Genomic DNA, 13,400 nt, shown 5'->3' with positions numbered 1-13,400 from the left:
CTTCCGAGATGCCGACGACGGAGAAATGGGTGGAGATCAAGGCGCAGAAACAACTCCGATCGCTGCTGCGCGATTATTTTCTCGATCTCGATGCCGCCACGCGAGACCCGGCGCGGCAGGTGGCCTGGTGCACGTCCGTCGGACCGTGCGAAATCCTGGCCGCCTTCGGCTATGCGGTGTACTTTCCCGAGAACCACGGCGCGATGCTCGGCGCCCGGAAAATCAGCCACAAGTATATCCCCCACGCGGTAAACACAGGCTATTGCGCTGAGTCCTGCTCCTACATGAACAGCGACATAGGCGCAGCCTTGGCCGGCTACAGCCCGCTTCAGGACGCTTATGGTATCTCGGGCCCTCCGGCGCCGGACCTCCTGGTGTACAGCACGAACCAATGTCGCGAGGTACAGGACTGGTTGAGTTTTTTCAGCCGAAGGCATCATGCGCCGGTCTTTGGTATTCGGCCGCCGGGGCATCTGGGCGCGGTGACGTCGGAGATGGTGTCATACGTGCGGGGCCAATTACTGGAGCTAATCCATCAGATCAGCGGGGCCTCGGGCCGAGAATTCAGTTTTTCCCATCTCGAGGAATTGGTCCATCGTTCCAGCCGGGTGAGCATGCTGTGGAAGAGGGTTCTGGATACGGCGCGAAACCACCCCTCGCCGCTGACGTTCTTCGATGGGCTCATCCACATGGCGCCGGTGGTCGTGATGCGCTGCAGTCAGGACGCGATCCAGTACTACGAATCGCTGCTGGCGGAGATGCAACAGCGCGTTCACGAAGGTCTTGGCGCCATCCCCGACGAACGCCATCGCTTGTATTGGGAAGGCATGCCGGTCTGGCCGAAGATCCGCGAACTGTCCGAAAAGTTCTTCGATCTCGGCGCCGTCATCGCCGCCAGCACGTATTGTAATTCGTGGGCCTTCGCCGAGTATGAAGGCGGGGACCCGCTGGATTGGATGGCCCGCACCAGCATCGAGATCTTCATCAATCGAGACGAGGAATACAAACAGGCGTTCCTCGCGGAGATGTTTGATCGGTTCGACATCCACGGGGCGATCTTCCACAACGCCCGGACATGTCCGAACAACACGAACTCCCGCTTCGGCATGACTCGGCGCATCCGCGACGAGTTGGACATGCCGGTGCTGGTCTTCGACGGCGACCTATCAGACGTGCGCTTCTTTTCCACGGCGCAAACCATGACCAACCTCGAGGCCTTTATGGAACAGTTGGAGAGCCGCAAGTGATGAACGGTTCCCTCTATGTCGGGATCGATGCTGGATCGTCGGCGACCAAGTGCGTGGTGGTCGACATCGAGGGCAACCTGTTAAGCACCGGCGTCACGTCCTCCGGCTTCGATTACAGCGCCGCCGCCGAGCGCGTATTGACGCAGGCGCTGGAGCAAGCCGGGCAATCCCGCGCGGACATCGCCTTCTGCGTCTCGACCGGCTACGGCCGAGGTCGTGTGGCCTTTTCCGACCGGAAGATTACGGAGATCACCTGCCATGCCCGCGGGGCGATGCAGTGGTATCCCGAGGTTGAGTACATCGTCGATATCGGCGGTCAGGACACCAAGGTCATCCGGGTCGATCCGCATGGCAAGATGGCCGACTACCGAATGAACGCCAAATGCGCCGCAGGTACGGGAGCTTTTTTGGAGTCGATCGCCCTTCGTCTGGGCATGCCGCTCACCGACGTGGACGAACTGGCGATGCAATCGACATCCGCCACCGTGGTCAACAGCTATTGCACGGTATTCGCCGGGACAGAGGTGCTTGAACGCATCAAGGACGGCCAGCCGCCGCAGGACATTTCCATGGGGCTTTTTCGATCCATTGCCTCGCGCGTGTTTGAGATGTTTCCGTTTTGCGGCGGTCCCGTCGCGGCCACGGGCGGCGTCGTGACGTACTGCCGGGCGATGGTACGGGCGCTGGAGGAAGTTCTGAAGCGGCCGGTGCTTCGACCGCCGCTGCCGCAACATGCGGGCGCATACGGCGGAGCTCTGCTGGCCCGGGAGTTCGCAATGTCCAGGAGGGTGTCCAACCATGTTGTGTGAAGGACACATCGGCGTGCACCCGCCCGGAGCGCTGGGCGTCGGGTTCTTCGTTCACGCACAGGCAAATTGTTTCATCGGGCACAACGCCGACGGCATCACCGAGCTGCTCAAGAAGTCGGGCAGTCTGCAATTGGACGAGCAAGGGGCGCTGCGGGCGGTGGGACTGCGGAATCGCGTCTTTTCCAACGTGCTTGAGGCCGACGCGCTGGGGCGGCTGCCGGAGCTGCTTTTCGTCTGCTGTAATCCCGACCAGCTCCCGCTTTTTACCGGGATGCTGACGCAGTTTCTGGAGAACCTCGCGGGGCGCGGGCGGCTTCGCAGCGTCGCGGATATCCGCGCCCGCGTGCCGATCGCGTTGGTCCTGCCCAACGGCGTCCTGGCGGAGCAAACGCTGCACACCTACGAGGACCAACTGCACGAATCGCTCCTGATGCGGCGGCTGCCCGAGTTGACGGAAGAGATGGTCGCCGCGCTGCTCGATCGAGTGGTGCGCGGCGTCTCGCTCCAGGCCGGGGGGCGGCGCGGCAGCGGGCCGGACACCGTCTACATCCTGGAGCGCAAAGGCACTCTGCTGTTCGCCGGCGGCGGCGAGGACGAGCGAGCCCGGATCGAAGTCATCCTGGCGGCCCACGACTATCCAGCCCAGCACATCCGTGGTGTGCCGGCCACGCGCATCGAGTTCGATAAGGCCATGATCTCGATCGTGCTGAACGTCGGTGGGCTGATCCACATGGTGAAGTCCGACGGCGAGTTGATCGACCTGCGGATGGGCGACCTCTGCAAGGACGAGAGCAAGGCCGAGTTCGTCGATCGCGTTACGCGGGCGGTCTTCGACGTGGGCCGGGCCGTCGGCGCCTATCCGCCCGTTGCGACGTACGACGAGATATGGGCCGTACACCGCGCGACGATCCTGGCGCACGCCAATCATGTCACCAGCTCGGTCAAACAGTTTCGCGACGCGTTGACCCGCGGGCTGAACAGCGTGCGGTTGTTCTCCAACGAGGAATGGATCCTGACGCCGCTCGGCCGCTACGCCGCCAAGGCCGGGCTCCTTGTCGAGGAAAAGCTGTTCAAGGCGCTGGGTCATCAGGTTCAGGAGTCGATGGCGCGGGCCATTCGGTATCGCGATCAAAAGTCATCTCTGGGCGGTTCAAGGGCGCGAAACATGAAGCTCATCGCACAACGGAATTTCACGGTCGAACTTTACGATGCGGGTCCCGACAACGTGAACCTGATCGGCACCATGCTCGACGACGAGCACCTCGTGAAGTTGGAGTTCAACGTCTACCTGCCCGACGAGCAGATCACTCGCAGCCGGCTCGACATGATCCGCGTGCCGTTTCCCGTCTGCCGCGAGGTCGAGGCCGTCGCCGAGCGGCTCGTCGGCCTGCGTATCGAACGCGGCGTGCTGAACGAAATCGCCAAGCGCGTCGGCGGCCGCGCCGGCTGCTCGCATATCAAGGAATTGGCGACGAACATCATCTACTTCGCGGCGTCGCATCTGGTCCGCCGCCGCAGCGGCATCGATCCCATGAGCACGGATTTCACGTTCAAGCCGCCGGAAGAGCGATTCACGCTCACCCAAAGTCTGCTCCGTGATTCCTGCCTGGCCTATTGTCAAACGACGCCGCGCGGGCTTGATGAACAGATCGGAATCCGTCGGGTCGGTGAGGAACATAGTCATCCGATTCCCCTCGGTGAATACGAGCCGTCTCTCGGAGTCGTGTTGCGGGAGACTTCGCGGAAATGGGCCGACCGAGTGTACTTGCGGTATCGAGAGGGCGAGCAAGTTAAGTCGATCACGCGAATGGAGTTCGCCGATCGGGTTTTCCGGATCGCCAGCCATTTGATCGACCTAGGCGTTCGACGGGGCGACCGCATCGGAATGATTTCCGAGAACCGCGTCGAGATGTATCTCTTCGAACTGGCGGCGGCGACCATCGGCGCGGTCAGCGTTCCCGTGTTCGCGGGCTATCCTCAGGCGCAGGTGGCGTATGTGCTGGGCCATGCACGGCCGCGGTATGTGGTTGTCTCGGGCCACCACCAGCTTGAGAAGATCGATCGCTCTTTGTATCCCTGGATCGAGCGGTACTACTGCATGGACTTCGATCGTCGTAGTGCGGAGTGGGGCGCGCTGGATTTCGCGGAGTTGCTCATGGATGGAGGCGCAGCCGCCGATCGGCTGAACGAAAGGATCGACTCCGTCTGTCCGGACGATTTGTGCATCATCATGTATACGTCCGGAACGACGGGTCCACCCAAGGGTGTCCAACTCTGTCACCGCAGTCTCATTTCCCAACAGAAAGCCCTGGCGCTCATTTGGGATTTATGCCCCAACGACGTGCTGATGAGTTTCCTGCCTTGGCATCACAGCTTCGGGGGCCTCTTCGAGCGATTTCTGACGCTTTATCATGGCACGGAAATTTGCCTTGATGACTCCCGCGGCCGCGACATAGACCGTTTGATCGCCAACTGGAAGGTCTTCTCGCCAACGATATTTTGCAGCGTTCCGCGCGTTCACGACATGATTATGACGCGCTGTCAAGAAGACGCCGCGGCTGAACAAATCGTCTTCGGAGCGCGCCTGCGATTCGTGTTCACCGCCGGGGCGCCGTTGCCGACCACCGTGGATGCAGCCTACCGTCAGCGCAACGTGCCAGTCCTGGAGGGATGGGGACTCACGGAGAATTCGCCTTGTGTGACGCTTTCCACTCCGGACTTGCCCCGCAGGTGCGGATTCGTCGGCCAGCCCATACCGGGCGTGCGCGTGCGCGTGGGCAGTGACCAGGAGCTGATGGTCCAGGGGCCGAATGTGATGCTGGGCTATCTCGACGACGAAGACGCCACCAGCCGCGCCATCGACGAGGATGGCTGGTTCCATACCGGCGACCTGGGCGAGTTCACGCCCGAAGGCCTGCACCTCTTTGGCCGCAAGGATGGCGCCTTCAAGCTGACGACCGGCGAGAAGGTGCATCCGCAACGGATTGAGTCGGTGCTGGTCAACGAATCGCCGTATATCAACTGTGCGGTGGTGATCGGTTCGGGAAGGGACTTCGTCGGCGCCATCCTCTATCCGAACTGGTCAAAGGTGCAATCCTGGGCGGCCCAACGGGGTCTTTCTACCGGAGAGTTGACCGACCATTCCGCCTTCCGCGAATTGATGGCCAACGAACTCGCCCGCCTGAATTCCCTGATTGAAGTTAAGTACCAGCGCGTTCGCCGCGCCATTGTCGCCAACCACGAACCTTCTCTGGATCAGGGCGAACTGACGCCGTCAGGAAAACTGGTCCGTAAAGTCATCTTGAACAACTACCAACGACAGATCGAGGCGATGTTTTCGGCTGACCCGCCCGAGGGTGTGATTGACGTACCCCAACCCGAGACTCGGAGGACCTGTGCCGGTGTCGCGTAACGGTCATGAAGAAGTCGTCATCGTCGGCGCCGCACGCACGCCCATCGGCGTCAAGTGCGGCACGCTGGCAAGCTGCGCCGCGGAGGACCTTGCGGTACTCGCCGCCGAAGAGGCCATTCGACGAAGCGGTATTGCGCGGGACAGGATCGATGCAGCGGTCGGCGCCAACGTCTATCAAATGACCGCCCCCGGCATGCAAGACATTTACTTTCCACGAAATGTCGCACTGCGATGCCATTTGAACGTCGAAATCCCGGCCCTCATGGTCCAGCGGATCTGCGGATCGGGTCTCCAAACCATCGTTACCGGCTGTCACCAGATTCTTCTGCCGGACCACCTGGACAGCGCCCGGACGGTGCTTTGCGTCGGCGCCGAAACGATGTCGCGCGTTCCACAAATCGTCCGTTCGCGACGATCGCGCTCGGCGTTCTGGGAATTTACCGAGGGAGGTTGCGTCGAGGACGCCATGCTCACCTCACTCAATCATGACCTGGCTCGCACCAGCATGATGCTGACTGCCGACGAATACGGCGCGCGAATGGGCGTCACGCGCGAGGAATGCGATCGATACGCCGATCTGTCTCACGAAAAGGCGCGAGCCGCATATCGCCGTAGCTGCTTCAACGGCGGTGATTTACTCCGTGGCATGTTCGCGGTCGAGACGAAGGACCCGGTTGGGCGACCCATTCACCTGGCCCGGGACGAATGTGTTCGCCAGACTTCAGTGGACGTCTTGGCCAGGCTGCCGGGGCTTACACCCAACAAGCTCGTGTCGCCCGGTAACGCCAGCGAGATCAGCGACGGCGCAGCAGCGGTGATCCTGACCGACCGGACGCGGGCCGACGCCTTGGGGTTGTCGGGGCGCTACGCGATCGCCGGTTGCGGCGTGTGCGGTGTTGATCCTCGCGTGATGGGCCGTGGCCCGGTGCCCGCAGTTCAACAGGCATTGACCCGCGCGGGAATTGAGAAAAAGGACATCGGCCTGTGGGAAATCAACGAGGCCTTTGCAGCGCAGTCTCTGGGCGTCGAGAAGGAGCTGGATTTGGACCGCGAAATCGTGAATGTAAACGGTGGCGCAATCGCCATCGGCCATCCGCTGGCCGCGACCGGCGCCCGCCTGCTCGTGGACCTGATGTACGAGATGCAGCGACGAACCGTGCATTATGGCTGTGCCTCGGCGTGCATCGGCGGTGGGCAGGGTATCGCGGTCATCATCCGCGACACGGAGATGACCTGATCAGAGGTCGTTGAAGGGTGGTTTGTCATGAAGCGAGCATTCTCATTCGGAGACAAGTCGATTGAATCGGCAGTTCGCCGTATCAACGAAATCCGCCGCGTGGCGATCATCGGCGCCGGCACGATGGGCCAGGGCATTGCCATCGATCTGCTCCAGAAAACGGATTACCAGATCACTCTGCTCGATGTCCAGCCCGCAGCCCTCGAACGGGCCCAAACACGGCTCGAAGCATTCGTGGGCCAACAGGAGCAGCAGAATCGGATTCGCCCGGAGGACGCCAAGGCCCTGGCGGCGCGAACCGCCTTCACCCAGGACTACGCTGCTCTCCGGGACGCCGACATTGTCTGGGAGGTGGCCACGGAACGAGCCGACATTAAATCAAACATCTTCGAAGCGCTCACGAAAGTCCTCGATCCCGAGAAAATCGCCGCCATCTTTTCGAACACTTCGTCGCACACGACCAGCGAACTGGCCGAACTTTTTCCTTGCGAGGCGTTCCGGGAGAAGTTTCTCACCGTGCATGGTTATTTCCCCTTTGAGGCCAATGCCCTGATCGACGTGATGAAGGGCAAGTACGCCTCCAACGAGACGTTCGCCATCGGTGTCGTCTTTGCCGATCAGATTCTTGAAAAGACGGTTATCGCACTGCCCGTCGACCACCACGGCTACATCACCGATCCGATCTTCCAGGCGATGGCGGCGATCATCTCCTGGGACGTCCGCACGGCGCAGGACATCGTTCAACTCGGCGGGCTGTGGACCCTGCTGACCGCCAATCCGTTTACCGTGCTCGATCAGACCGGCCATATGCCGTACACCGAGTCGTCACGGCATTTCGGCCAGGCACTGCCGCCGACCGACCGCCTGCGAGGCCTCTATCATCGGGACGGAAAGTATTACCCGGACTGGATTGCGGGGTTCGAAAAAGACGGTTCGACGGGTGTCAACAGCCCGTCTCAGCAGGGCTTTTATCAATGGAGCGCGTGCCGCGACAATCCCGGACCCAACAAAGTATTTGATCCCGCCAGCGGGCAGTATGTGCCCATCGGCGAGATATCCCGCAAGGACTTCTGGTCGTATTACGACGCGATGGAGCGCGACCGCCGCGCCGGCAGGATTCGCAGCGCCGAGTCGCTGATCCATGTCGGCTGCGCCGATGACGCCGGCGGCCGGGCCTTTCGACGATACGCTCTGCCGATTTGCCTGTACGCTCTCGACCTGATTCAGGATCGCATCGCCACACCGGGCCAGATCAATCTTTCGACGCGCACCGGCCTGCGCTTCAAGATCGGCCTCATTGAATTGATCGACGCGCTCATTGCCAAACTGACGCTTGACGGGCTGATCGAGCTGATCCGCCGGGCGCAGGATGAAAACGCGGATGATCCGCCGATTCTCGCCATGCTCGACATCGACGGAAAGGCCGGACCGCGGGTCGGCTGCCCCAGCCTGCTTTTCGAACTCAAGAAACGCAATCTCGGCGGCCTTCTGGGATACGGCAAATCCTATCGCACGCCGGTGGCGGAGTTGGACCTCGAGACCGGCGAGTACCGACCGTTCTATCCGACGCTCAAGTTCCACGGGCCGTCGATCCGAGATCGCGTCGCCAGCATCGTGTTTAATCAGCCGCTGCGCGGCAACGTGTTCAACAAGGCGGTGATCGACCAGCTCACCCACGCCTATCACCACGCGTTAAAGCTGCATCGCGACGGCAAGTGCGGCGCCGTGCTCTTCACCGCGGCCGGCGGCGGCATGAGGATGCTCGGCGCGGATGCCCGCGAATTCAACCGCGGCTGGTACGAGCGGGAGAAGGGCTATGTGCCGCTTTCGCATGAGGAAGCAGCATCGTCGAGTCGAAACGCGCTGGGCATCTTCCGGCTGATCCAGCGCAGCCCCGTCGCGACCATCGGCGTGTTCGGCGAAAAGTGGGGAGGCGGAGCGGAGTTTACTTATTTCCTGGATCTGCGCTACGACCTCCGCGCGATGGGCCTCGCCTTTGATTCACTGGAACGCTCTACGCGGTGGATTCAGAGAAACTCCTACAACCAGCCGGAGTTAGACTACGCGATCCTCCCCGGATTCGGCGCGGCCGGTGAGCTGAAGCGCCTGGGCATGGGCGACTCGATGATCTTCGAAATTTTCGACCAGGGCCTGACGGCCGATCGGGCCTGGCAGGTGGGGTTGTCAAACGGCGTCTTCGATGACGAATATGAGGCGCTGCGGCGCGGCTACGAGCGCGCCCGCCTGATGGCCAAAGACGCTCCCTATTCACGCGCTCTGTTCAAGCATGAACTGTCTCGCGGAACCGACGACGAGGCCCTGCCTCGCGAGACGGCCGATGCTTTCGACCCCAAGAAGAATCCTTTCATTCGAACCGGACTGCTGGCGCTGCTCGATCGGCGAGGCGCCCCAGCCAAAATGGATTATGCCTGTCGGGACACGCCGCTGCCGGGTTGGACCTACCCCGCGGACGACGGCCTGGCGGAGGCAGTCACAATCGAGCCGCCGACGAACGGCGCGAGAGCGCGGAGCGAGTCGCCATGAAATACGAAGAGATCATTCAACATTGTCGCGAACTGCTTGATCTTCTCCCCAGCCAGGTGCTGGCCCAGGCCCGGCAACGTCGCGAGGGGCTCGGCGCCTTCGCGGTATTTCCGGTGTATGCGCCCGTGGAAGTGATCCACGCCGCCGGGCTGATGCCGGTGAGTGTTTTCGGCGCGGGCAACAAGCTGGAAATCACCCATGCCGACTCGCGTTTCCAATCTTTCATTTGCTCGATCGCTAAGAGCACACTGGAGCTTTTCCTGTGCGGCGAGATGAACAATTTCGACGGGGTCGTGTTCAGCTCCATTTGCGACGTCGCCCGGAACCTGGCCAGCGTCGTGAAGCGCAATTCGCCGGACTTGTACGTGGAGTTTCTTCATCTGCCGCAGAACATGTCGAGCGCCGCGTCGAAGGCCTACACGCGGGCGGAATTCGAACGTTTCCGAACAAATCTCGCCGCACAACAGGGGCGTGAGATTACCGACACCGCCATCGCCGGAAGCCTGGACGTCTACAACCGCATCCGTCGCATGACTCGAGCGTTGTACGACGAGCGGAAGAGCCGCCCGGGGTCCATTTCCGCCGGAGACCTCCGCGCCGTCGTGCAGGCCGGCACACGGATGATGCCGGAGGACTTCTCACCGCTCCTCGAACGACTGGTCGAGCAGGTGAAGGCGCGAAAAGTGCACCCGCGCGACAGCGTCAAGGTCGTCGTTGAAGGGGCATTCTGCGAGCAGCCGCCGATCGAATTACTCGATGCCATCGAGGCGGCCGGCTGCCAGGTCAAGGACGACGACATGATCATCGGCTCCCGGCTTTTCCATGCGGATGTTGTCTGCCATGGTGATCCACTGGGCGCGCTCGCGGACGCGTACCTTCACGGCAGCGTTTATACGTCAGTGCGGCATGACAACGGGCACCCCCGCTCGGAAGGATTGATTCTGCGAATGCGCCAGGCCGGCGCGGAGGCTGTGCTCTTCACGCCCGCCAAGTTCTGTGAGCCGGCACTGCTGGATTACGTGCTTTTTCGTCAGCGTCTCGACGAAGCCGGCATTCCGCACCTGAAGCTGGAGTTCGAGGAAAAGATGTGGACCTTCGACGCGCCGCGGACGGAGGTGGAGACCTTCGCCGAATCGATTCTTTTTGATTGAAAGGACACAAGATGTCAGCGGCACCCGTGCAGACCAAGGACTACCGGGGCGATGTTCATACGCTCTCCCGAGACCTCATGAGCGATTGGATGTCCCAGCTCAAGGACGCCACGCAGTCCGGCGTACCCTCCGCCTATCTGATGGTTAGCGGCAACTGCGTCGAAATCCTGCGATGCTTCGACATCCTGCCGGTCTTTCCGGAGATCAATGCCCTCCAACTGGCCATCCGCAAGAACTCACTTCCCTACATCATCAAGGCCGAGGAGATCGGCTACGCTTCCGACAACTGCGCCTACGTCAAGGCCGACATCGGCTACACGCTCTGCGGCGGCGTCGGCGAAAACGGAACGACGCCCAAACCCTCGCTGATCGTCTGCAATTTCGTCGGCTGCAATGTTTACATCAAATGGTTCGAGCATTGCGCCAGCATGATGAACGTGCCGTTGGTCATGCTCGACATCCCCTTCGTCCGCGAGGCGAATCCGAGCAAGGAGGATATCGCCTACGTCATCACCCAACTGCGCGAACTGATCGGCCGTTGCGAGGCGCTGACCGGCAAGAAGTTCGACATCGACCGGTTGCGCGAGATTCTGCGTTATTCGGCGCGGGCCGAGCGCGGTTGGAAGCGCGCCAAAGATCTGTGCAAGCACCGGCCGGCCCCCTTCGACGCCTACTTCGACAGCATCAACATGATGGGTCCGATCAACGCCTTGCGCGGCACGAAGGAGGCCGTGGACTTTTTCGACAAGACCGTCGAGGTCTATGAAAAAATGACGGCCGAGGGAATCGGAGTCTCCGACCAGGAGGAGTTCCGCATCGTCGTCGAGGGGCCGCCGCCGTACCCTTACTACCGCAATTTCCGAAGTCTTTTCGAAAAATGGGGCGCGGTCGCTGTTCAGAGCACCTATTCCACCGTGGGCGGCATCTGGGAATTCGGCTTTGTTCATGACCCCGATCGACCGCTGGAAAGCATCGCCGAGCAGATGATCCTGCACAACCTGTGCAACCGCTCGATGCTGGAGCGCTACCGGCAGATCAAGCGCTATGTCGAGGAATGGCACGCCGACGCCCTGGTCATCCATAGCGTCAAGAGCTGTCGCCTCTTCTCCGCCGGTCAGGGCGATATGCGCGAGTATTTCATCAAGGAATGCGGCGTGCCGACCTTGATGGTCGAGTCGGACCTGGAAGATCCGCGCTATTACGCCGAGGCCCAGCTCCGCAACCGCATCGACGCCTTCTTCGAGTCTCTGCGCTACAAGCGGATCCGACAGGTACAGGGAAGTCAGACCAAAGAGGTACAAACATGACTTATGCCGCCGGCATCGACGTAGGAAGTACGCAAACCAAGGCCATCCTCATCGACGACGCTCGATCGATCATCGCCAGAAAACTGATCGACACCGGCGCCAACGTCAAGCGTGCCGGACAGGTCGCCCTCGACGCCCTGCTTGCCGATTCTGGCGTGCCGCGGGAACGGCTCGGCTTTGTCGTGGGCACAGGGTACGGCCGCTACAAAATCGAAGCAGGCGATGCCCAGGTGACGGAAATCTCCTGTCATGCCCGCGGCGCGCACATGCTGTTTCCCGGCACCCGGACCGTTATCGATATGGGAGGCCAGGATACCAAGGCGATCAAAGTCGGTCCGGACGGCGACGTGCTGGACTTTTGCATGAACGACAAATGCGCCGCAGGCACCGGCCGATTTCTCGCCGCCGCCGCGGATGTGCTGGGTCTTACGCTCGATGAAATCGGGCCTATTTCACTCAAGGGCACGAACCCCATCCGACTGACCAGCGTTTGCACCGTCTTTGTGGAGTCGGACATCCTCAGTTACCTCGCCCAGAAGAAAAAGATCGAGGACATCCTCGCTGGCGTGCATCAGGCCATTGCCTCACGCACGATTGGCTTGGTCCGCCGCGTGGACATCGAGCAGGAAATCACGTTCACCGGTGGGGTCGCCCGAAACGTCGGCATGATCTCGACCCTGGAAGAAAAGCTGGGGGCGCCGCTCAACGTGACGCCGGACTCGCAATTCACCGGCGCATTGGGGGCGGCCCTCTTTGCGCTAGACCATGTATTCGCGGCGGAAGCCACACGTCGAACCGTCCCGGATGAACCGGCAGTCTGGGTCGATGGCTGAACATCAAGGAGAGCATGATGCAACATATCGCGGGAGTTGATCTCGGCAGCGGCGCGACCAAGACGGTCATCATCGACGAAGCAGGGCGTTTTCGCGGCATCGGACTTGCCCGCACGCAGGCCGATTTCGACGCGGTCGCTCGGCGATCGATCAACGCTGCGTGCGAACAGGCCGGCATACAACCCGATCAGCTTGACTACGTTGCCTCAACGGGTCTGGGACGGTACAGCTTTGACGGTCGCGATATCCAGATCACCGACCTGACCTGCGGTGCACACGGAGCGCATGCGCTCTTCCCGGAAGCCCGCTTTGTCTTGGATATGGGAGCCCAGTGCACCCGCGCCATCGCCTTGCGCGCCAACGGAAAAGTCAAGCTTTTCCGCACGAACGAGAAATGCGCCGCGGGCAGCGGGGGATTCTTGGAGCGCGTCGCGCGCTACTTGGAAGTCAAGATCGAGGAGTTGGGAAGCGTCTCTATGCAAGCCGAGCATCCGCAGCCGATCAGCAGCGTTTGCGCTGTCCTGGCCGAGTCGGAGATTATCAACCACGTCTCCGAAGGCCGGACCGTTCCGGACATTGTCCGCGGGGCTCACGATTCGCTTGCCGAACGGGCGATGAGCCAGCTCAAGATGGTGGGATTCGACGGCCCCGTCGTCTTTATTGGCGGCGTGGCATTGCAAGAGGGAATGGTCGAGGCGTGTCGCAAGAAGTTCGCGCATCCCGTCCTCGTACCCGAGCATTCGTCCCACGTCGCAGCCTACGGAGCCGCCCTGTTAGGCCTCAGTCGGCTCCGTAAACGCTCCGCAACCACGGCTCCCCTCGCCACAGACCTGGTGGTTTGATGGTGATGATAAACCACT

Annotated in this window: 9 protein-coding genes; all 9 read left to right on the top strand. The window is 61.4% G+C overall.

The window, feature by feature from the left end; genetic code table 11:
* Window positions 1–8: 8 nt before the first annotated feature.
* Genes HS101_16750 through HS101_16710 form a run of 9 tightly spaced genes read left to right on the top strand, consistent with a single transcriptional unit; the run spans window position 9 to window position 13,382 of the window.
* Complete coding sequence (locus HS101_16750) at window positions 9–1,247, top strand: 2-hydroxyacyl-CoA dehydratase (protein MBE7507916.1); 1,239 nt, start codon at window positions 9–11, stop codon at window positions 1,245–1,247.
* A complete protein-coding gene (locus tag HS101_16745) occupies window positions 1,244–2,056 on the top strand; it encodes an ATPase (GenBank protein MBE7507915.1) in 813 nt (270 codons plus the stop codon). Before HS101_16750 ends, HS101_16745 begins: the two co-directional genes overlap by 4 nt.
* The gene (locus HS101_16740) at window positions 2,046–5,468 is read left to right on the top strand and encodes an AMP-binding protein (protein MBE7507914.1); all 3,423 of its coding nucleotides are present in this window, start codon (window positions 2,046–2,048) and stop codon (window positions 5,466–5,468) included. The genes HS101_16745 and HS101_16740 overlap by 11 nt, the downstream gene beginning before the upstream one ends.
* Window positions 5,458–6,705 (top strand): thiolase family protein, encoded by a 1,248-nt coding sequence (locus HS101_16735; protein MBE7507913.1) that lies wholly within the window; start codon window positions 5,458–5,460, stop codon window positions 6,703–6,705. The genes HS101_16740 and HS101_16735 overlap by 11 nt, the downstream gene beginning before the upstream one ends.
* A gap of 27 nt (window positions 6,706–6,732) precedes the next feature.
* Entirely contained in the window at window positions 6,733–9,249 is a 2,517-nt protein-coding gene (locus HS101_16730) for a hypothetical protein (protein ID MBE7507912.1), read from the top strand.
* Window positions 9,246–10,400, top strand: coding sequence for a 2-hydroxyacyl-CoA dehydratase (locus tag HS101_16725; GenBank protein ID MBE7507911.1), 1,155 nt, complete (start codon window positions 9,246–9,248; stop codon window positions 10,398–10,400). The genes HS101_16730 and HS101_16725 overlap by 4 nt, the downstream gene beginning before the upstream one ends.
* A gap of 11 nt (window positions 10,401–10,411) precedes the next feature.
* The gene (locus tag HS101_16720; GenBank protein ID MBE7507910.1) at window positions 10,412–11,707 is read left to right on the top strand and encodes a 2-hydroxyacyl-CoA dehydratase; all 1,296 of its coding nucleotides are present in this window, start codon (window positions 10,412–10,414) and stop codon (window positions 11,705–11,707) included.
* Entirely contained in the window at window positions 11,704–12,540 is an 837-nt protein-coding gene (locus HS101_16715; protein ID MBE7507909.1) for a 2-hydroxyglutaryl-CoA dehydratase, read from the top strand. Before HS101_16720 ends, HS101_16715 begins: the two co-directional genes overlap by 4 nt.
* A gap of 14 nt (window positions 12,541–12,554) precedes the next feature.
* Entirely contained in the window at window positions 12,555–13,382 is an 828-nt protein-coding gene (locus HS101_16710; protein MBE7507908.1) for a 2-hydroxyglutaryl-CoA dehydratase, read from the top strand.
* Window positions 13,383–13,400 lie beyond the last annotated feature (18 nt).

Source organism: Planctomycetia bacterium, assembly GCA_015075745.1.
Classification (GTDB): domain Bacteria; phylum Planctomycetota; class Phycisphaerae; order UBA1845; family UTPLA1; genus UTPLA1.
The sequence above is the reverse complement of the archived record's forward strand: the minus strand, read 5'-3'. Positions and strand labels throughout refer to the sequence as shown.

Coding starts and splice junctions, on each gene's coding strand:
- HS101_16750 (MBE7507916.1), top strand. CDS start 9: ATGCCGACGACGGAGAAATGGGTGGAGATCAAGGCGCAGAAACAACTC.
- HS101_16740 (MBE7507914.1), top strand. CDS start 2,046: ATGTTGTGTGAAGGACACATCGGCGTGCACCCGCCCGGAGCGCTGGGC.
- HS101_16730 (MBE7507912.1), top strand. CDS start 6,733: ATGAAGCGAGCATTCTCATTCGGAGACAAGTCGATTGAATCGGCAGTT.
- HS101_16725 (MBE7507911.1), top strand. CDS start 9,246: ATGAAATACGAAGAGATCATTCAACATTGTCGCGAACTGCTTGATCTT.
- HS101_16720 (MBE7507910.1), top strand. CDS start 10,412: ATGTCAGCGGCACCCGTGCAGACCAAGGACTACCGGGGCGATGTTCAT.
- HS101_16715 (MBE7507909.1), top strand. CDS start 11,704: ATGACTTATGCCGCCGGCATCGACGTAGGAAGTACGCAAACCAAGGCC.
- HS101_16710 (MBE7507908.1), top strand. CDS start 12,555: ATGATGCAACATATCGCGGGAGTTGATCTCGGCAGCGGCGCGACCAAG.